Below are 20,071 nucleotides of genomic sequence, written 5' to 3'. Positions count from 1 at the left end.
CTGCCCCCCCGGGATCGACCCCGTCAAGCTCGAGGTCATCCGAATGCGGCTCGACTCGATAGTCGAAGAGATGGGAATCGCCATGATCCGGTCCTCGGGCTCACCCGTCATCACCGAGGCCGGTGATTTCAATACAGCCCTCTTCGACCCCACCGGTCGAATTTACGCCTACTCTGACTACGTCCAGCTCCACATCGGATCCGGCAGCGTCGCTATCGACGCGCTGGTCAAAACCATCGGCGACGAGCCCGTTGCCCCCGGCGACGCCTACATCAGCAACGACCCTCACACCTCCGGGGCCAGCCACCCGCCAGACACGAACATCATCTCCCCGGTCTTCCACAACGGAAAACTGATTGCCTGGGCACAGTCGCAGGCGCACCTGGTCGATGTGGGCGGCATGACCCCGGGAGGCTTTGCTCCTGGCGCCTACGACTGCTACAGCGAGGCGCTCCGACTCCCGCCCGGAGTCAAAATCTTCGAGCGCGGCGAACCTGTCGAATGGGTGAAACGTCTGGTGCTCAACAACGTCCGGGTGCCGGCCCTGTTCTGGAATGACGTCCGCTCCCTTATCGCCAGCAACAACACGGGCATCCGACGCCTACTGGAGACGATCGACGAGTTCGGCGAGGAGGAGTTCCAGACTTACACGAAACTCAGCTTCGAGCTGGCCGAAAACGTCGTTCGCGATCGCATTGAGGCGATACCGGACGGGATCTACACAGCCGAGGAGTGGACCGAGCATAACGGGCACGTTGACCAGCTCTACAAGGTAGCCTGCTCGATGATCAAGTCCGGCAGTCAGATTACATTCGACTTCACCGGATCCAGCGAACAGACAAACGGCTTTGTCAATTGCAGCTACGGCGCCCTTGTCGGGGGCGTGGCTTCCGCCGTCGTCCCGATCCTCGCCTGGGACGTTCCGTTCAACGAGGGTGTTATGACGGCCTTCAACGTCATCGCCGAATCCGGGTCAATCGTCAATCCCGTGCCGCCGGCTCCAATCAGCAACGGTCACCTGACTACCGGTGCACGGGTCAGCAGGATCATCACGAAACTGCTCAATGACGCCTGCGGGCGCAGCGCTGACGAATCAATCCGGGAGAGGACGCAGGGAGTCTGGGCCGACTCTTGGACAGGCGGCATCTCTGCCGGGAACACAGACGCGGGCGACTACTTCGTTTTGTTCAACATGGACGGAGGAGGCATGGGCGCCGGCGCCCAACCACACAACGATGGCCTCGACTGCGCCGGAATGATGACGCAGGTTAACAACATGCTGCCTGACGTGGAGATGAACGAGATGCTCTACCCCGTTCTTTACCTCTGGAAGCACCTGAATGCAGAAAGTGCCGGCCATGGCACCTACCGCGGCGGACACGGTCTCCAATTCGCCTGGACATTGCACGGTGCCTCTGAGGTCACCCAGACAGTGTTTTCGCCGAGCTCACAGATCGTGGCCGACGGCTACGGGGGAGGCCTGCCGGGTGGCGGAAGTGGCCACCGTATACTCCGGGACGCGAACGTCGCAACTCTTTTTGAGGAGGGAAAGGCCCCCACTCTCAATACGCTAACTACCTCCGAAGACGAACTCCTAAACATCAACCAGCAATCCATCGCGGTCCGCAAGGGTGACGTCTTCGTGCAATGGATCGCCGGTGGAGGCGGATACGGTGACCCGCTCCTGCGGGACGTGGCCGCTGTCCTTAAGGACGTTTCCGACGGCTACGTCAGTGCTGAAATCGCCCACAGCGTCTATGGCGTAGTACTGGGGAAGGACGGTGTTGATGCAGCCGCGACCAGTGCCGCACGCTCGGCGATCCGCTCAAGTCGTGTGGGCAAGGCCATCTCCTCGGAGGCCGACGGAGCCGGCACCGGCCCCTCGGTCCCGCAACGGGACTCTGATGGCTGGTATTGCCCGTCCAGCGGTGCACGACTCGGGACTTCCGCTGATTGGCGGGAGGATGTGATCCTTCAAACCTCACCCGCTGCAGCCCGCTTGGGCGAGCTCGGGGTGTGGGCACGTGAGCGCCACGGCAATGACGAGGTTCTTCTGGATGAGTACTACAGTCCGGCGTGCGGAACACTTCTCGAAGCCAGGATCCGAGTGCGCCAGGGCGTGGGAACCGCGTGATCACCATTAGCCGCACCAGAACCATGAAGGGAGCTAAACGTGAGTGAACGTGCCAATGCCATGCCCTACGATCTCAGTGCATGGCTTCCTCCGGCAGCCCAACAGGGCTCGCTGCGAGGCGTTGTCGTCCTCGACATCACACGTGTGGTCGCGGGGCCATTCTGCTCAATGATCCTGGCAGATCTCGGAGCCACCGTAATCAAAATCGAACATCCAGACGAACCGGACTACACACGCGATTTCCCGCCACTACTGGAGAACAGTACCGGAGGCTCCTTCAGCGCATTCTTCGCCCAGTACAACCGCAACAAGCTTGCGATGACCCTGAACGTGGCGACCCCGGAGGGTAAAGAGGTCCTCCGCTCGCTAGTCCAAAAGGCGAACGTGCTCGTGGAAAACTTCCGGGCAGGAACGATGGACAAACTCGGCCTCGGCTACGAGGACCTGAAGGCCATCAATCCTTCACTGGTCTATACAGCCCTGTCGGGGTATGGGCAGACAGGACCGTACCGACGCCGCCCGGCATATGACAACAGTGCCCAGGCAACCGGCGGACTGTGGTCGATGAATGGCGAGCCAGGCCAGGCACCTCTTCGTGTCGGAACGATCATCGGTGACCTATCGGCGACGCTTTACGGCGTCATCGGAACCCTCTCGGCTCTTAGGCACGCCGAGAGGACGGGCGAAGGTCAGCTCGTCGATATTTCCCAGCAGGACTCTGTGTTGAGCCTCACGGAAACAGCAGTGGTCTCGTACACAGTGGAGGGAAAAGTCGCGGAGCCTCTCGGCAACCAGCACCCGTTTGTTCGACCGTACGAGCTCTACCCCTGCAAGGATGGGTTTGTCTTCTTCGGCGGCTACACCGACAAGTTCTGGCGCATCAGCTGCGAGCTTTTTGGTGAGCCGGAACTGGCCGATGACCCGGGGATTGACTCCATGGCGAAGCGCTTTGACCCTGTGACATATGAAAAGCTTGTCCGCCCTATTCTGGTACGTTGGTTCGCCGACCGGACGAAGAATGAGCTCGAATCGATGGCTGGTGACGCCGTTCCGTTGAGCGCTATCAAGAATATCGCCGAAGTGGTGACAGATCCGCAGATCGCTGCCCGCGACATGATCGTCGATGTTGACTATCCCGACTATGGCCCGCTGCGAATGGTCGGCTCGCCGATCAAGATGGGTAAGACGCCGCCCCAGGCGCGCGGGCTTGCCCCGGAGATTGGCGAACACACGGCCGTCGTCCTAAAGGCGCTGGCCGGTCTGAGCGACGTGGACGTCGCGGAGTTGAAGCGCAAGAAGGTGATCCGGTGAGCAATATAGCTATTGACCGGGACGGTGGCATCGCAGTTATCCGTTTCGATCGGGCCGAGAAGCTCAACGCCCTTACGCTGGGCATGTACCAAGATCTTGCGGCAGCATTCGATGAAGTGCGCGACAACGACGCGATAGGCGTCGCAGTGCTCACTGGAAGCGGGGACCGCGCGTTCTGCGTGGGGGCTGACCTCACAGAATCCATTCCTGCCCTGTCCGAGGGACGCTTCGATATTTCGGAATGGGACGGGGCGCACCAGAAGCACACACGCCTCCACAAGCCGGTCATCGCGGCTGTGAACGGACTTTGCCTTGGCGGTGGTTTCGAAATCATGCTCTCCACAGATCTCCGGATAGCAGGCGCGTCCGCCCGTTTCGCACTTCCGGAGTGTGGAGTGGGCGTCGTGCCTGCCGGAGGGACCCTTACCCGGCTTACGCGCCAGATACCCTATGCGTGGGCCATGGAATTAATGCTCCTCGGAGAGACCATCGATGCGGACACAGCGCTCCGGTACGGTTTGCTCAATCAGGTCGTGACTGACGAAAACGTGCTGCCAGCGGCCCTGGCTGTTGCTGAGCGGTTGCTCAGCCGCAGCGGAACGGCCCTCGAGGTCATCAAGTCTTCGGTTCTGCATCTTGGAGAAATGCCCCAGGACGCAGCCTTCCACGCTGAGGCGATGTACGGACAGAAGGCGTTCGCGAGCGAGGACGCGCGAGAAGGGTTGGCGGCGTTCTCGGAGGGCAGACCACCTTCTTTTCCCAGTCGCAAGAGAGAGTGAGTGTCCCCTCTCCTTCGCCGAAGAACCCTTCCCGACCAAGGGCCCGGCGACCGGATCAACTGAACATCATTGCAGCCCCGGCCTGATTGACCGTCTGGCAGCACCCATCTGCGTTTTTATAGGACCATGACCCGATAGGGAGACCTATGCTCTACTCAGAGAAAGCCCCGGAGCAGAAACGACACCGGCTCCGGGAGCTGCTGTCCTGCGGAGCCATCCAGCAGTTTCCGGGCGCGTTCAACCCGCTGTCGGCCCGGCTGATCGAGGAAAAGGGCTTCACCGGCGTCTACATCTCCGGTGCCGTCCTGGCCAACGACTTGGGCCTGCCAGACATCGGCCTCACCACGCTCACCGAGGTGGCGACCCGGGCCGGTCAGATCGCCCGGATGACTGACCTGCCCTGCCTAGTAGACGCCGACACCGGCTTCGGCGAACCCATGAACGTGGCCCGCAGTGTCCAGGAACTGGAAAACGCCGGCCTCGCCGGCTGCCACATCGAAGACCAGTTCAACCCCAAACGCTGCGGCCACCTCGACGGCAAAAACGTCGTTGACCTCGACACCGCCACCAAACGCATCAGGGCGGCAGCCGATGCCAGGCGGGACCCGAACTTCCTCATCATGGCCCGCACCGATATTCGGGCCGTGGACGGCCTCCAAGCCGCGAAGGACCGGGCGAAAGCCCTCGTCGACGCCGGCGCCGACGCCATCTTCCCCGAAGCCATGCGAGATCTGCACGAGTTTCGAGCCATCCGCGACGCCGTTGATGTGCCGATCCTGGCCAACATGACCGAATTCGGCAAGAGCGACCTCTTCACCACTGACCAGCTACAGGCGGTTGGCGTAAACATGGTCATCTACCCCGTCACCTTGCTCCGCAGCGCCATGGGCGCTGCGGAAAGGGTCTTGGAAACGCTCAAGAGCTTGGGAAGCCAGGAGGTTCGCGTACCCGAGATGCTCACCCGGGGCCGGCTATACGACCTCGTCGACTACGAGGCGTACAACAAATTCGATTCCGGCATCTTCAATTTTCAAATTCCCGGGAACCCCTAAGACAACGACTGCAACGAAGGAGTTCAGCATGGCTGACACCGAAATCAAGAAAGGCCTGGCCGGCGTCGTGGTGGACCATACCGCCATCTCCAAGGTCAACGCAGAAACCAACTCTTTGCTCTACCGCGGCTATCCCGTCCAGGACCTCGCGGAAAAATGCAGTTTTGAAGAAGTCGCCTACCTACTCTGGTACGGCGAACTGCCTGACCCGTGGCAACTCGCGGCGTTGAAGGTCCAGGAGCGAAGTCGACGTACTCTTGACCCGGCGGTGAGGGCTGCCATTGAGTCGTTGCCAACTAGCGCGCACCCCATGGATGTCTGCCGCACCGCCGCGTCAGTACTGGGAGCCCGGCATGGTTTGGCAGAGGACTCATCTCCCCAGGCCAACATCACTAAGGCCATTGACCTCTGGGCTGCCATGCCTGCCGTGGTGGCTTACGATCAGCGCCGCCGGCGGGGCCTGGACATCGTAGAACCTCGTGACGACCTGGGATACTCGGCCAACTTTCTGTGGATGACGTTCGGTGAAGATCCGGTGGATGAGGTGGTTGAGGCCTTCAACGTCTCAATGATCTTGTACGCCGAGCACTCCTTCAACGCCTCGACCTTTACTGCCCGGGTGGTCACCTCCACGCTCTCAGACCTCCACTCGGCCGTGACAGCCGCCATCGGCGCCCTCAAAGGTCCGCTCCATGGCGGGGCCAACGAGGCCGTCATGCACACCTTCGACGAGATCGGCATTCGCAGCGATGAGTCGATGGACGAAGCAGCGGCACGGGCAAAGGCATGGATGGAAGAGGCCCTGGCGCATAAAAAGAAGATCATGGGTTTTGGCCACCGTGTCTACAAGAACGGGGACTCCCGCGTTCCCACAATGAAGGCCGCGCTAGACAAGATGATTAGCCACTACGGACGGCCCGAACTCCTTGGCCTGTACAACGGGCTCGAATCCGCCATGGACGAGGCGAAGCGTATCAAACCCAACCTCGATTACCCTGCCGGACCCACTTACCACCTCATGGGCTTTGACACCCCCACTTTTACCCCGATCTTCGTGGCGAGTCGCATCACCGGGTGGACCGCCCACATCATGGAACAACCGGCGTCCAATTCCCTCATCCGCCCCCTCAGCGCATACGACGGCCACGAACAGCGCTCCGTATAGCTGCAACCTTGCAGCCCCCGACTCCTGCGGTGAGGCGTGGATGATCACCGGGATCATCAACTATTCGCAACGCACACACCTCACCGCAGGCTCACCAAGCCTGGCACGACTCATCCAAATCTGACCCCCGCATGCCTCAGGAGAACACCATGGACCTTCACCTGCAACCAGATTGGCAGCGAGCCCTCGGGCAGCGTGTAGAAATTTGGAACGGAGGGAAGCTGGTCCGCAAAGGAACAGTCGAAGCAGTCACCCCGGATGGTTTACTTCTTTGGATCTCAGCTGAAGGCGTAGCTTCAAGGCAGATGGTCTTCAGGGATGACGGCGACCAGGTCTTCGCGCACTTTCTACCGACTACCGAAAACGACCACTAAGCGTTTGGGCATGTCTGCTTACTGCGAATCGAACAATGTTCAAGTCCAAGCTCCACCGGCCGCTACAGCGCACGCGTTCGCCGCATGTCCACACAGTATGGCGCGAAATTACGAGGAAGGGCCGCGGTTGGACCTCAAACTACGCTCGTAGTCCATAAAACGGATGGACCAGCGCCTCCCGTTCAAACCATCGCACGAGTTACAAACCAAGCCACTTCAACGAGGAGATGTGATGACCAAATTTAAGACCGGCGCAGACGAGGCCCTGCACGGAGTGCTCCAGGACGGCATGACGCTGGCTGTCGGCGGCTTTGGCCTCAGCGGCATTCCGGCGGACCTGATTGAGGCCGTACGGGACTCCGGGGTCCGGGACCTCACGGTGGTTTCGAACAACATGGGTGTGGACGGAAAGGGTCTTGGCATCCTCATCGAGGCGGGCCAGGTGCGCAAGGTCATCGCCTCATATGTCGGCGAAAACAGGCTCTTCGCCGAGCAGTACCTCGCCGGTGTCCTCGAGGTGGAGTTCACCCCGCAGGGCACCCTGGCGGAGCGGCTGCGCGCCGGCGGCGCCGGCATCCCCGCGTTCTACACCAAGACCGGCGTGGGCACCCTGGTGGCCGAGGGCAAACCGCACGAGGTGTTCGACGGCGAAACGTACGTCCAGGAGCGCGCCATAAGGGCCGACGTCGCACTGGTCCACGCCCACACCGCCGACACCGACGGCAACCTGATCTACCGCTACACCGCACGAAACTTCAACCCGATAGTGGCCACGGCAGGAGCAGTGACCGTTGCCGAGGCCGAGCTGATCGTAGAACCGGGCGTGCTAGACCCGAACCACGTCGCGACCCCCGGAGTGTACGTTCAGCGCCTTATCGAAGCCAGCGACAGGATCAAGGACATCGAACAACGCACCGTCCGCCCATGCCTCAAAGCGGCAGTATCCGTATGACATCCCGCTCGCACAAAAGAGCAAATGAGCAAGTGAGCCCCTTAATTTGAGGACAAAGGAGAACCCCATGGCATGGACCAGGGATGAAATGGCCGCAATCGCGGCCGAGGAACTGAACGACGGCGACTACGTCAACCTCGGCATCGGCATCCCCACGCTCGTGGCCAACAACCTGCCCGACGGCGTCCGCGTCGTCCTGCAGAGCGAGAACGGCCTGCTCGGCATGGGCCCGTTCCCCTACGAGGGCGAGGAGGACGCCGACCTCATCAACGCCGGCAAGCAGACCGTCACCGTCCTGCCCGGCGGCAGCATCTTCGACTCCGCCACCTCCTTCGGCATGATCCGCGGCGGGCACGTCAAAGTCGCCATCCTCGGCGCCATGCAGGTTTCCGGCAACGGTGACCTCGCCAACTGGACTATCCCCGGAAAGATGGTCAAAGGCATGGGCGGCGCAATGGACCTCGTCGCCGGCACCCCCCGGGTCGTGGTCCTGACCGAGCACAACGCCAAGGACGGCAGCGCCAAGATCGTCCGGGAATGCACCCTCCCCCTCACCGGCGTCGCCGTCGTAGACAGGATCATCAGCGATCTCGCCGTCTTCGATCTCAGAAAGAACGACGACGGCCGACGGCGGCTTACACTGACCCGGCTTGCACCCGGTGTCACCCTCATGGACATTCACGAAAAGACCGAAGCGGCATTCGATATTGCACTCGAACACAAAGGAGCAACAGCATGAGCCTGAAGGAACAGTTCGGCAAGGATGTCCTGCTGACCGGGTGGGGCCACAGCCGGTTCGGCAAGCTCACCGACGAGACACTTGAATCGCTGATCGTACAGGTTGCCAACGAGGCGATCAGCAATGCACGGATCGAACCGGGGCAGATCGACGAAATCTACCTTGGCCAGTTCAATTCCGGCATGATGCCGCTGGCCTTCCCGTCCTCCCTGGCCCTGCAGGTTTCGGACCAGCTCGCCAACGTTCCCGCCACCCGCGTCGAAAACGCGTGCGCCTCCGGGTCAGCCGCGTTTCAACAGGGCACCAAGTCCCTGCTGGCCGGAACCGCAAAAACGGTGCTGGTCATCGGCGCCGAGAAGATGACGCATGCAAGCGCCGACGTGGTGGGGGCAGGCCTGCTGGGTGCTGACTATGACATGGCGGGCAAACCATCCACCACGGGCTTCACCGGGCTCTTCGCGGATGTGGCCAAGCACTATGAGAAGCGCTACGGCGACGGTTCAGGGAAAGTGTCCGACATCCTGGGAACCATCGCCGCGAAGAACCACCGCAACGGCGTGGATAATCCGTATGCCCAGCTGCGCAAGGACCTTGGTGAAGCGTTCTGCCGCACGGTCTCGGACAAGAACCCGATGGTCGCCGACCCACTGCGCCGCACCGACTGCTCCCCCGTGTCCGACGGCGCTGCCGCCGTCGTGCTCTCCACGTCGCCCAACGCAGCCACCGCACCTGTGCGGCTCAGCGGCTTCGGACAGGCCAACGACTTCTTTCCGGCAGAACGCCGGGACCCCACGGCGTTCAACGCCACGCGCGCCTCCTGGCAGCGGGCGCTGGAAATGGCGGGCGTCGGACTGGAGGACCTGGACTTCGCTGAATTGCACGATTGCTTCACCATCGCCGAACTCATCATGTACGAAGCTATGGGCCTAACCGAACCCGGCCAGGGCGCTCGGGCGGTTCAGGAAGGCTGGGTATTCAGGGACGGCAAACTGCCCATCAACGTCTCAGGCGGACTCAAGGCAAAGGGCCATCCCGTCGGCGCCACCGGTGTATCCCAGCACGTCATCGCCGCCATGCAACTGACCGGTACCGCCGGGGCAATGCAGCTCACTAACCCGCGTTGCGCTGCAGTGCAGAACATGGGCGGAGTAGGCATCGCCAACTACGTCAGCATCCTCGAAGCCGTCTAACTTTGTTGAGTATGTTCTCCGGAGCAGTGGAAATCAGATGATCGCGGCCGTCGTGCTGCCCGTGCCTGGTTCGTCGCTGACAGACCTGCACTGCCTGCGCGGCTAGTCGCACTGTGGACTGCTACGGACCATGGCCTGCGTTCGGCGCAGCCGATAAGCTTTGTTGCCCCCCAACCAGCGAAATTCCACCACGGATCAGTGAGCCCCAGAAAAGCAAAAAGGCCCCCATTTGGGAGCCATGTGATAACCCTCGTCTCTAGAGGCGGAATATCGTTCCTCAGGTTATCACATGAGGTAAAACCGACGTCTCTCACAAATTCAGGCGATCGACCGCCGAATGCGGTCAAAACGTTCGGGAACCTACCGCCGGTAGGGTGACGAAACGGCCCCGCATCCCAATGCTGGCGCGGATTTTGTGTCCGGCTGGACCCTCACTCGACCAAAACGACCCGGGAGGGGACACCTATATGGAAGGGAAAGTGTATTAACTAGGAAGGGGAGGGGCTCTCTAGGAAGAGAACAAGGGGCCCCCTTATATATATCTCTATTTCTGGTCGTTTAAGTAGAGTAGTAGTAGTAGGGGGCCCTATATTCCCCGGTATTCCGCGGAATTTCCCACTCGACCAAGTGGTCGTTTCATGGTCGATCGGTGGGAGTGGGCGGTAGAGCGGCAAATTCACCTCCAAAGCTGTTCATCCCGGCCGCCGGCGCCGTTTGAAGCCCTGGCCGCACACATGGTGGGCATGACGACATCACAGAACCGGCAGCCCAAAGGAATCACCACCGGCGGACAGTTCGCCCCCGACGCCCACGCCGAGTCGACACTCCTGCTTGATCCCGCCACCCGCGACATCGTCCTCTCGCCCGGTGAGAGCGAATCCTTCCAGGAGCTGGCGGACAGCGACGTCATCGAGACCCTGAACGTGAACCGCTCCGACGACGGGTCCGGCTACTGGATCTCCCCGGCCAAGACGGTGAACATTACGGAGAAATCGTCGCTGAAGTGGGCGCGACCGACCCTTTGTTGGGGCATGCGGGAGCTGAGTCTGGCGGATAACAGGGGCATCCTGCGATACCTTCTTGAACGTGAGAGACGTGGGTTCAAATCCCCTTGGTATAGGCTAGACGAACATCGACAATTACCCGAGCGGATGACTGGTAGGACCAGCTCGCAAGGGACAGCAGCCAAACGGCCTCACACACACCCGAGCGGATGACTGGTAGGACCAGCTCGCAACGGACAGCAGCCAAACGGCCTCACACACACCAGGGGTATGAACGACGGGCACACAAGATCGGGGAGGGAACCTACGGGATTGGGTTCGGACCAGGAGTCATTGCAAGCACCCTGGCGACCGTCGTTTTGGATACGCCCAGACGCTGCGCAATAACCCGCTGGCTGAGGTCCTGACCGGCCAGTTCGCGGACCTTCACCGGGTCCACTTCAGCCCTCGGTTTTGGGGTGGTCCGCGGGTGGTCCTTTAGGTGGTCCACCCCTGGTCCATTTGCTGGTCCACGCAGTGGTCCTTTTCGTGGTCCACCCGAAGTGGTCCACTGGTCCTTTGTGTGGTCCAGCTGGTCCGCGCGGACCACCTGGTCGCGTGCCCGCTTCCTCCGCTGGGCCACCGAGCCGTAGGGAGGAGCCACCACCAGGTTCACTGTCGTCTCCGTCGCGAAGAACAGGCTGACGGGCATGATGGCGGCCAGGAAGGCACCGAAAATGACGGTCGAATCAAGGACTGCCGGCACACCTCCAGGCGCCAGAACGTGAGCGCCGTTGGCGAGAACCGACACGAGCGTGAAGAAGCCGACAGCCACCCAGGCAAGGGTCGTGGATTCGCCTCTGGCCCTTTGAACACTGGCCGCAACGGCATAAACGAGGATCGTGGAGTCGACGACGATCGGCACCAGCCAGCGCAGGTACTCGGGAATGCCGGCCCACGCGGCGGCCTGGATCAGGCCAAGGAAGGACAGGGTGAAGCTTGCCGCCGCGAGGACGCCAACCAAGGTCAGTGACAGCATCACCATCGTCCGGCTATCGGGCTCGATACGTGAAGTCATTCGTCCGCTTCCTCCCTCGACGGTGGTCCACATGGACCGCTCGAAATGCCAGTCTAGGACCGGTCCCCGACAATCTGACCTGCGCTAATGGACCAGCATGGACCACTTGATGGACCACCTGCATGGACCACCAAAAAGACCACCCTGGACCAGGGGTGGACCACCCGGTGAAGGAGGCACCATTTTCCGCACACATGAGCGGCATGAGCACCGTCAGAAAGACCCTTGCCACAGCAGCCGCAGCAGGCGCTCTTCTCGCCTTGGCGACCGGCTGCTCAGACGGCGTCAATCCCACCGGAACCGTCATCACCGCTGAGGACCGTGAAGCCTACGAAGCGGCCCGCTTCCAGACCCCCGAGGGGAGGGCTGCAGCCGATCGTGAGCTGGCACGGATCACCACCGGAGCCCTGCCCGGCCGTTCCTCGGCCCCTGATGTCAACGATGTTCTGCTGCGCCCGGCGGACTGGCCTGAGATGGCACAGGGGAACTCTGCGAATACACGGCCACCCTCATCGCCACCGCTGATCGCGACGGCACAGTAGTCCCGGCAAAGGCCCGCGCGGCGGCAAACCGGATCCTGGAGCGCTGCTGATCCACGGCCCGGAAAAGCGATTCCGGACATTTTTTCCAAAAACCTGCGCGTTTTGCGAAATTGCCGCACACACACCAGGCATGAGCAACGACACCGCATCCTCAACCGGCATGAACCGCGTCCCGAAAGGCATCCCCACGGGCGGCCAGTTCGCAGCGACCGCGCATGCCGAGCCCACGTTGAGCCTCGCCGCACAGCGCCTGGAAGAGTTCACCAACACTGAAGACTTCGTCGACATCGCCTACACCTCCGCTGCGCACTGGCAGCGACGCTACAACCAGCAGGACAAGTCGGTCATCGTCGACAGGGACGACATCGCCCAGGAGACGATCCTCCGCACCCTCGAGGCGCTGGACAAGGGCCGCAAGATCACCGACTTCAAGCAGATGGTGACCTCTACGGCCGCCAACGTCACGGTGCGCTCCACCGAGAACGTCTTCCGCGCCGAAGACCGCAAGGCGTACCGCATCTTTGAAGCTCAGCGGGAAGCGACCGAGGCCAAGAGCGGACGCCCGATGACGCAGCGTGAAAAGGACGAGCTGGCCCAGAAGGTTCTCGACGAGTGGCACGATCCGCGCCACAAGCCCTCCAAGGACTTCCGGATCGCCCGCACCTTTGACCGTTCCCTCGACGCCCCGCACGGAGCAGATGGTGGCGTGGAGTCGACCCTTGGAGCGACCCTCGTGAACCCCGAACAGAGCGGCCACTACATCGAGCCCGGCTCCTACATGGACCGTGCACACAACGCCATGGAGGAAACCGGCGCCGCCCACAAGGCCGAAATGAAGCGCCTGGCCTGGAACGCCATCGCCGAGGGCACCCAGGTGCCGATGTCCAACCCGGGCAGCCTGTCCCAGCGCCAGGTCACCAGGCACCGCGGAGTCATCAATAACCTCGAGGGCGGCATCATGGGCGCCTGCGCGATTGGTCCACCAACGGCGAAGCAACAGAGGCCACCGATGCGCTGTTCGCCCCGTTCGGCGAGCTGGGATTCGAGGACCAGGAGAGCGTCGTCACGATGCTCGAAGGCTTCGAAGCCCGCGGTGAAGGCGTCGCCCAGACCATGTGGGAGTCCGCCATGGCCATCGCCAACAACAAGCACAGCAAGACCGCCTAGGAGGCATGAAGTGCCCACGAACCGAGTACCCAAAGGAGTCCGAGGCGGCGGCCAGTTCGCCGCTTCGGCCCACATGGAGCCAGACCTCAGCATCACGAACGCGGACTTTCCATCCGTAGGCGACGCCGACGTCGACCAGCTCCGTGCACTGTCCGAAAGCAGCGACCCGCTAGTCCGCGCGGAGGTGACCTCCAGCATCCGTGTCCCGGATGACGTCCTGGAGCGCCTCGCCGAGGCCGACCAGCCGCCGGCCGTGCGCCTCGCGGCAGCGAACACCGGGTACGCGGGCACGGGCGACAGGGCCGCCGAAGACCCCCACCCGCTGGTGCGCGCCGCAGCTCTGGCGGCATGGGACCTCTCGGACACGCACCGTGAACGACTCACTCACGACCCGAAGGTTCAGCGCGTCATGGGCCTCATCTCCGGCTGAACGGGCGTTCCTCGGTTCACCGGGCGGTGCCTCTACCAGGGAACATGCGCAGAGGAGCGCGCCGTCCCTGTCGGTTCGCCTCCGGCCCGGCGTTGTAGGTTCAGGGGATGGATGAAAGCGAATCGCTGTGGCTGGGCAGACTGGACCGGTGTCTCGACGCCGCCCGGAGCTGGGAAAAGCGGCTGGCAGCTCCGGATCCGGTGACCCCCGGCAGTTCCCTGGCCGGTGACGACAAAGGGCTCGTTACTGCCCCGGTCCGGACGGCAGCGTGGTCCGGCCTGCTCTCCGCAGTTGATCACTTGGGCCTTATGGCCGACCTGGCACGGGACGAGCTGAACATGCGCCCCACGTCGCTCTTCACACCGACCCGTGCCGCCCTGCTGGGAGCCTCCCAAGCAGTGTGGGTGCTGAGCGGTAACCGGGTGACCCGGCGGGCCCGGGCGCTTGCGATAGCGGAGGACGAGCGGTCACAGCACCGGACCTTCCTGCGTGATTACACCAATGACGCGTATGCCAACGCGAACTTCAGCAAGGAGTTCATGGATGAGATGAACGGCCTGACCGACGGGCTCACGGCTGAAGTCTCTCGCATACGGGACCTTCGAAAAAGCTTGCCGAAGATTGATGCAACAGCCACGACGATGATGCAGGAGGCCGCGGCGCACTTGACCGCCGGCGGCTCCCCCGATGACCACTGGATGCGGTTCGCCCTCGCCTACGAATGGCGTGTTGCGAGCGCCGCCGCACATGGCCGGGCCTGGCCACTGGCGGTGCGCAAGACCGAGAAAGCGAAGACCGCCAACGGGGAACCCCATAGCTTCACCACCACCATCGACGAGCTGGTGAGGGCGGTCGGTGCAGCAACCATGATGACCAGCGAGGCCTGGCGGCTGTGGGATCTACGCCGGGTCCCTCACTAGCCCCTTAGCCCTCCCGGCGCACCATACGGGCTCCGATGCGGGCGCTGGACTCCTCTAGGGACAGGCGCCCCTCAGCGACGCCAACGACCAGGTCGAAGGCCGAATCCGTGCCGAAGTCATGCCGGTACCCGTTCAGCCACAGGAAGAGCACCATCAGCGTCCAGGAAGTCCGCTTGTTGCCGTCCACCAGAGGATGGTTCCGGGCGGCTGACTCGAGCAGCACAGCAGCTTTGAGCTCCAGGGATTCGTATACGTCGTGGCCCATGAAGGTGGTGGCGGGCGGGCGACAGCGGAGGCGAGCAGTCCCTCGTCCCGGACGAAGAATCCGTAGCGGCCGAGGAAGTGCTTGGCCTCCTCGACAGACAGGTGCGCAGTCACGCGTCCTCCAGACGCTGCAGCAGTTCGGCGTCGTGGCCTCAAGATTGTCTTTGCGCTCGGCCTGGGTCGCGCCGCTGTCGCTGTTCTGGTTCATCCTGCTGATGTGTGCGGCGGCAAGACAAAGCCGCGCCACCGGATAGGTACGGGGCGCGGCTTCGGGGACAGAGTCACAGGATCGCGGGGTCCCGTTGTCACAGACTCACAGGGTAACCGCTAGCGGGCGTGTCCCGGTCACCGTAACAACAACGCAGGGGCAAGGGAACAACAGACGGCGGGCCGCCGCGGCACTACCGGGTTAGGTTCAGCAGCCAGTCCCGTAGCTTCCACGTGGACAAGCAGTCGTACTCGTTATAGTCCCTGATGGCGGCAAAAATGCTCTTGGCAGCCTGCTCCTGACCGGAATCGACGGCGTCGCGGTAAACGCTGTACTGGACCATGGAGTCCACCGCGTTGGTGACCCCGATCCGGCCGGCCGGCATGTACAGCGGCTCCAGTTTCTTGATGCTGAAGGACCGGTCAGAGATCCGCACGGAGCCCTTCACGGTTTCGTACAGGTCGAACATCACGCCGGTTTCGACGAGCTCCTCCACCTCATCGACCATGACCCCGTGCCGGCGGGCCAGCTTCCGTAGGGCGCTGACCTCGTACTGGGCATAGTGGAAGATGCGCAGGTCCGGGTAGGCCGCGCGGCGTTCGGCGACGTGATCCATGAAGTCGATGAGTGCCTGGCGTTCCTCTTCCAGGCTGTGCGCGGTGAAGGCGATGAAGTCGTGCCCGTCGGCGGTGTGCTCGACGAGTCCGAACAGGTACTCGATGCCCCACTCCCCTGTCGCCGGGTCCTGCCAGAGCGGGTCCCCTTCGAAGTCGAAGAAGATGTCGCCGGCGCTCGGCTTGGGCATGGCGATGACGGCCGGGTTGGGCAGGACCTTGTAGGAGACGCCGTTGATGGTTCCGTCGATCTCCCCCAGGCCGCACTGCAGCCGCGCCTGGTCCTGCAGCTCGAACCACAGCGGGTCCATCTTGATACCGACGTCGGGAAGGTCGGCCGCGGCGAACATGGCCTTCGTCCTGATGCCGGCCTCGATGAGCTTGGCCCGGCGTGACTTGTTCATCCGTCGCACCAGCATCAGGTCATCGGCGGCCTCCATCTCGGCCTTGCAGTCGGGGCATTTCAGGCATGCCAGCCAGCGCGGGTCACCCCACGCGGACGGCAGGGAGCCCAGTCGGTGCGCTTCCAGGACGGCGCGGAGCCGGTCCCGGGCCGCGTAGAACAGCGGGACGCTTTCCGGCAGCGGGTGGCTGGTGGTTTCGTTGGTGCCCAGGATCAGGTGGCCGTCACGGTGCACCGGGACGCCGGCGCTGCGGAGCTGGTCGGCGTACGCCGCGAGCTGGAGCAGGGCTTCGGCTTTGGCGCTGCGGGCCAGCTTGGTGTCGAACACGGCGTAGGTGCCGTCCTCCTGCAGGATCAGGAAGTCGGCGCGGCCGTGGAAACCGTCGGCGAAGAAGGAGCCCTGGAAGATGACGTCGAAGCCATCGCGGAGGGCCTGGATCGTTCCCCGGTGCCGGGCTTCCAGGCCGGCGCGGTCGAAGGTGCGCGGCGGCCCGACCTCGTAGACACGGGTAGGACCAAATTCTTCCCGGAGCAGTCCCAGCACCTTTGCTTCGTGCTTGTCCCCGAGTGCTGCGGTGAGTTCGGCCATCGCGTCATGTTCGACCGGCAACGCGGGGAGCCGGTTCAGGAGCACGTCCAGTTTGCGGACGGCAGCGAATTCGCATGTCGAGCCGGCGACGATGTCACTGGCCGACAGGATCAGTTCGTCCTGGCCTGTCCGATCAGTGCTGGGTAGGAAAAACACTTGTGCCTCCGGTCGATCGATACTGCTTACTGGTTCTCATGCGTAGGTCAGGGTTTATCCCAAGCCGGGGGGTGCTCAGGGGGCTTAGTCCGGCCAGGCGTCGAAGACCATCGTCAAGGCGATCAGGACGATGCCCAGCGCGGAGGCGACGAGTCCGCCGAGCATGGGGGTGACGATCGGGAAGGCGATGAACACGGCCACGTAGCCAAGGACGTTGACGGAGGCGAACGCGATCGACAGGGCGGGCACGCGCAGGTCTTTCAGACGGTGCCGGATGATTTCGGCGAAGCCTGTGGTGACGGTGCAGAGCGCTGCGAAGCCGAGCAGGAAGCCCAGCCAGGCGAACCGCGGACCGAGCATGGAGCTCATCGAGTGCAGGGCCAGGGCGGCGCTGCCACCCCAGAACCCGACGGCGATGGAGACCACGCCGGCGGAAATCCGCAACGCCGACTTCGCCTTTGAAGCCTGCGCCGGGAGCTGTGACGGTGCCGCTGGCATGGCGGCCGGGAGGGGGAAAGCCGGCGGCGGAATGGTTGCCTCAGGATGGCCGTACTCGCTCATTTCGTACCCTTTCCACCGCCCGCGACTGTTGGGGTCCCAGTCGGAGCAGATGTTACGGGCGGGGTCTGACAATCAGTGTCCGGCTGGTGACCGGACGGCAAAGACCCCGCACCGAAGATCGGTGCGGGGGTCAGGTAGAAGCCCTAAACGGTCTCGAAGAGATGGTCGAATATCTCTTTAGGCGTAGAACGCGGTGACCGTAGGCGCCTGGCCATATCCGTGCCTTCGCTGGACTCCTGGACCCAGGTGTTGGCCAGATCTCGGGCGCGATCCTTACCCAGTCTTTTAGCGAGTTCACTGGCCACCATGAGCAGGACGGACAGCGGGAGCCTACTCACCTCGGATGTGTCTGCACAGATTTTGTCGATGACGCCCAGGAGCGGAAGACCCTCCGGGTTCTCCGCTGTTACCGGGAAGTGGAAGGCTGTCCGGATCTCGTTCTGGTTGGTGACAAGGAAGGCCGTTCGGTTGAAGCCGCCAGGGAGGTCCACTTTCCCGCCGCGCGGGGTCGATGCCTTGTCAAGGAGGCCTACTATGTCACCCTTTGCGCGCTCCCCCGCATCTTCAACCTTTTCCTGCTCAATGAAGGCGAACCCTTCGCCGGTTTCCCCCAAAGTCCATCCGTGCTGCTCGTAGAAGGAGGCGCTGCTGTTGTTGACTGCCGCGAAGACAATGCCAGTCTGGAAGCCCTTGGCTGTCTTCAGGGCTTCGGCCAGAAGTGCGTTTCCGATGCCCTTGCCCTGAAACTCCCGGCGGACAGCAAGCTGGTGGAGGGTCATGCAGGCGCTGTGATAAACAGGCCCTCCCGCCTGGTAGGGACCGACTGAGACGTGGCCGACGACCTGGCCGTCGACTTCCGCGACCTTTATCGAGCGTTTCGCTCGTCTCCAGTTGAGGATGTTGCTGCTGAAGGCGTCCCGGGATTCGTCCGACGCAAGGTCCGGCAGAACCTCCTCGGCGGTTGCCTGGACGGCGTCGTAGTCGTCGGGCTTGGCAGCCCTGATACGGAACTGGACGGTGGCTGAGTCGCTCATTGGTCTCCTGATATTCGTTGCTCCCTGCAGATTACTTGCAGGTGGCCAGGATGCCGGCAATGGCGTCGTGCTCGGCTTGGGTGACCCACAGCTGGTACTTGGCCTTCACGGCAGTCTGTCGCGCGACGTATTCACAGCGGAACGCCTTGTTCGGCGGGAGCCAGGTGGCGGCGTCCCGATCCCCCTTGCTCATGTTCGCGGGGCCATCGGCGGCCATGAGGTTCAGCGGATCGTTGGCGAGCTGTTTGCGCTTTTCTTCGCTGATCTGCTGGGCTCCGGTCTGCCACGCGAGGCTGAGCGGGATGATGTGGTCGATCTGGACGTCGGAGCTGGTGTCGGTGCCGCGGACGAAGTTGATGGTCTTGCCGGTGTACTTGTCGGCGAGGGTGCCGGTGGCGACGACACAGTTGTGGGTGCCGGGCTTGAACGTCTCACCCTCAAGGTCGCGGGCGAGGATGTCGTTGCGGGTGTCGCAGCCGTTGCGGTCAACGTCGGCCCAAGCGGCGCCGAATTCTTCGCGGGAGTAGCCGGTCTTCGGGGCGCGGCCCTTGACCGGAATCATTTCGAGCTGGGCCAGCGCGCTGGCTGCCTCTGCCGGGTTGGCGGCGGGGGCGGCCGGGCTCTCCGCAGCGATGCTGGGGGCGGCGCTCTTGATTGCTTCCGCGACCTTCGTCCCGGCGTTGGCGGCAGCGTCACAGCTGGCAAGGGAGCCGGCAAGGAAAAGACTGGCGATGATTGTCAGGGACTTGGTAGCGGCGGAGCGGTTGATCTTCATGTTCCTTCATGTGTGCGGCAGCTTCGCTCAGGCTACCCGGGCAGGCTGCACGCCAAAGGGAGGCACACGCAGTGCGCCCATCAAAGGAAGGGATGCAGCCCTATGCGGCCATCTGGAGGTCTACCGAATTGATGAGCGTGGCGAGCTTTGAGCGCCTGACAGAACCGGTCACCGTTGCCCCGGCGCCGGTCTCCTGACTGATCCACCGGGCGAGATGGTGCTCGGTGGTGGGACGGCCGCGGCCAGGTTTCTCGACGGCCACGGGAAGGCGTCCGTGGATACTCACGAAGTCGGTCAGCCGCTCGAAGTCAGCGTCCCATTGGCTTTCAAGATGGTTCGGCAAAGCCTCGGTCAGCTCCAGCATCCGGACGGTCGCCGGTCTGAATGCTCCTCCGTGGCGGTAGCGGTTCCGGATGGCGAAGGCGTGCTCGTAAAGCCTGTGTTCGCGGCGCACCTGGGGCAGCCTGCCGTTCTTTTCGATGAAATCCACGACGGCGGCCGCCCTGACTTCCTCAATGACCTTGCCGGAAGCCGGGTAGGCGTCCTGAAGCGCGATGATGCTGTCCCGGATGTGGACCGTCTCTGCGGTCTCCAGCGGTTCGTGCCGCCGGTTGACGTGACGGTACATCCACTGCCCAAGGCTTTGTTCGG

General features: G+C 62.8%; 19 protein-coding genes. 12 read left to right on the top strand and 7 right to left on the bottom strand.

Translation table 11 applies throughout. From position 1 onward, the window contains the following. The first annotated feature begins 13 nt into the window (after window positions 1-13). The 9 genes from B1A87_RS02930 to B1A87_RS22800 all read left to right on the top strand — a co-directional run bounded on the left by B1A87_RS02930 (window position 14) and on the right by B1A87_RS22800 (window position 10,913). A complete protein-coding gene (locus B1A87_RS02930) occupies window positions 14-2,134 on the top strand; it encodes a hydantoinase B/oxoprolinase family protein (RefSeq protein WP_260681019.1) in 2,121 nt (706 codons plus the stop codon). A 39-nt stretch (window positions 2,135-2,173) separates the two neighbouring features. Continuing rightward, window positions 2,174-3,445 carry a CaiB/BaiF CoA-transferase family protein gene (locus B1A87_RS02925; RefSeq protein ID WP_221937548.1) on the top strand — a complete coding sequence of 424 codons (1,272 nt, stop codon included), beginning with the start codon at window positions 2,174-2,176 and terminating at the stop codon, window positions 3,443-3,445. Continuing rightward, window positions 3,442-4,224, top strand: a complete 783-nt coding sequence (locus B1A87_RS02920) for an enoyl-CoA hydratase/isomerase family protein (RefSeq protein WP_078027118.1) — start codon at window positions 3,442-3,444, stop codon at window positions 4,222-4,224. The genes B1A87_RS02925 and B1A87_RS02920 overlap by 4 nt, the downstream gene beginning before the upstream one ends. Before the next feature lie 146 nt (window positions 4,225-4,370). Next, on the top strand, window positions 4,371-5,276 hold the full coding sequence (gene prpB, locus B1A87_RS02915) for a methylisocitrate lyase (protein ID WP_078027119.1): 906 nt from the start codon (window positions 4,371-4,373) through the stop codon (window positions 5,274-5,276). A gap of 28 nt (window positions 5,277-5,304) precedes the next feature. Beyond that, window positions 5,305-6,441 (top strand): bifunctional 2-methylcitrate synthase/citrate synthase, encoded by a 1,137-nt coding sequence (locus tag B1A87_RS02910; RefSeq protein ID WP_078027120.1) that lies wholly within the window; start codon window positions 5,305-5,307, stop codon window positions 6,439-6,441. Window positions 6,442-7,047: 606 nt separating this feature from the next. Beyond that, the gene (locus tag B1A87_RS02905) at window positions 7,048-7,767 is read left to right on the top strand and encodes a CoA transferase subunit A (protein ID WP_078027122.1); all 720 of its coding nucleotides are present in this window, start codon (window positions 7,048-7,050) and stop codon (window positions 7,765-7,767) included. A gap of 67 nt (window positions 7,768-7,834) precedes the next feature. Beyond that, complete coding sequence (locus tag B1A87_RS02900; RefSeq protein ID WP_078027123.1) at window positions 7,835-8,506, top strand: CoA transferase subunit B; 672 nt, start codon at window positions 7,835-7,837, stop codon at window positions 8,504-8,506. Next, window positions 8,503-9,696, top strand: a complete 1,194-nt coding sequence (locus tag B1A87_RS02895) for an acetyl-CoA acetyltransferase (protein WP_078027124.1) — start codon at window positions 8,503-8,505, stop codon at window positions 9,694-9,696. The genes B1A87_RS02900 and B1A87_RS02895 overlap by 4 nt, the downstream gene beginning before the upstream one ends. A 743-nt stretch (window positions 9,697-10,439) precedes the next feature. Next, entirely contained in the window at window positions 10,440-10,913 is a 474-nt protein-coding gene (locus tag B1A87_RS22800; RefSeq protein ID WP_185982218.1) for a hypothetical protein, read from the top strand. A 91-nt stretch (window positions 10,914-11,004) separates the two neighbouring features. On the opposite strand, the gene B1A87_RS02885 is transcribed toward B1A87_RS22800, so the two are convergent. After that, window positions 11,005-11,757 (bottom strand): DUF2637 domain-containing protein, encoded by a 753-nt coding sequence (locus B1A87_RS02885; protein ID WP_078027125.1) that lies wholly within the window; start codon window positions 11,755-11,757, stop codon window positions 11,005-11,007. A 203-nt stretch (window positions 11,758-11,960) separates the two neighbouring features. Here B1A87_RS02885 and B1A87_RS02880 point away from each other — a divergent pair, with 203 nt between their 5' ends. The 3 genes from B1A87_RS02880 to B1A87_RS02870 all read left to right on the top strand — a co-directional run bounded on the left by B1A87_RS02880 (window position 11,961) and on the right by B1A87_RS02870 (window position 14,816). Then, window positions 11,961-12,299, top strand: a complete 339-nt coding sequence (locus B1A87_RS02880; RefSeq protein WP_139362709.1) for a hypothetical protein — start codon at window positions 11,961-11,963, stop codon at window positions 12,297-12,299. A 130-nt stretch (window positions 12,300-12,429) separates the two neighbouring features. Next, a complete protein-coding gene (locus B1A87_RS23555) occupies window positions 12,430-13,896 on the top strand; it encodes a HEAT repeat domain-containing protein (RefSeq protein ID WP_260680616.1) in 1,467 nt (488 codons plus the stop codon). A 107-nt stretch (window positions 13,897-14,003) separates the two neighbouring features. Then, window positions 14,004-14,816: a hypothetical protein gene (locus B1A87_RS02870; protein WP_078027127.1), complete on the top strand. Its 813-nt coding sequence runs from the start codon at window positions 14,004-14,006 to the stop codon at window positions 14,814-14,816. Between the two features lie 4 nt (window positions 14,817-14,820). On the opposite strand, the gene B1A87_RS02865 is transcribed toward B1A87_RS02870, so the two are convergent. The 6 genes from B1A87_RS02865 to B1A87_RS02840 all read right to left on the bottom strand — a co-directional run bounded on the left by B1A87_RS02865 (window position 14,821) and on the right by B1A87_RS02840 (window position 20,048). Continuing rightward, window positions 14,821-15,081, bottom strand: a complete 261-nt coding sequence (locus B1A87_RS02865) for a type II toxin-antitoxin system death-on-curing family toxin (protein ID WP_260680615.1) — start codon at window positions 15,079-15,081, stop codon at window positions 14,821-14,823. A gap of 400 nt (window positions 15,082-15,481) precedes the next feature. Continuing rightward, on the bottom strand, window positions 15,482-17,050 hold the full coding sequence (locus B1A87_RS02860; protein ID WP_078027128.1) for a TM0106 family RecB-like putative nuclease: 1,569 nt from the start codon (window positions 17,048-17,050) through the stop codon (window positions 15,482-15,484). 84 nt (window positions 17,051-17,134) lie between these two features. Beyond that, complete coding sequence (locus B1A87_RS02855; protein WP_078027129.1) at window positions 17,135-17,611, bottom strand: hypothetical protein; 477 nt, start codon at window positions 17,609-17,611, stop codon at window positions 17,135-17,137. A 143-nt stretch (window positions 17,612-17,754) separates the two neighbouring features. After that, the gene (locus B1A87_RS02850; RefSeq protein WP_078027130.1) at window positions 17,755-18,645 is read right to left on the bottom strand and encodes a GNAT family N-acetyltransferase; all 891 of its coding nucleotides are present in this window, start codon (window positions 18,643-18,645) and stop codon (window positions 17,755-17,757) included. A 31-nt stretch (window positions 18,646-18,676) separates the two neighbouring features. Next, a complete protein-coding gene (locus B1A87_RS02845) occupies window positions 18,677-19,420 on the bottom strand; it encodes an HNH endonuclease family protein (protein ID WP_078027131.1) in 744 nt (247 codons plus the stop codon). 100 nt (window positions 19,421-19,520) lie between these two features. Continuing rightward, window positions 19,521-20,048 (bottom strand): hypothetical protein, encoded by a 528-nt coding sequence (locus tag B1A87_RS02840; RefSeq protein ID WP_078027132.1) that lies wholly within the window; start codon window positions 20,046-20,048, stop codon window positions 19,521-19,523. Window positions 20,049-20,071: the final 23 nt, after the last annotated feature.

Origin of the sequence: Arthrobacter sp. KBS0703 (assembly GCF_002008315.2) — a bacterium.
Lineage (GTDB): Bacteria > Actinomycetota > Actinomycetes > Actinomycetales > Micrococcaceae > Arthrobacter.
This window is presented reverse-complemented; position numbering and strand designations above follow the sequence as displayed.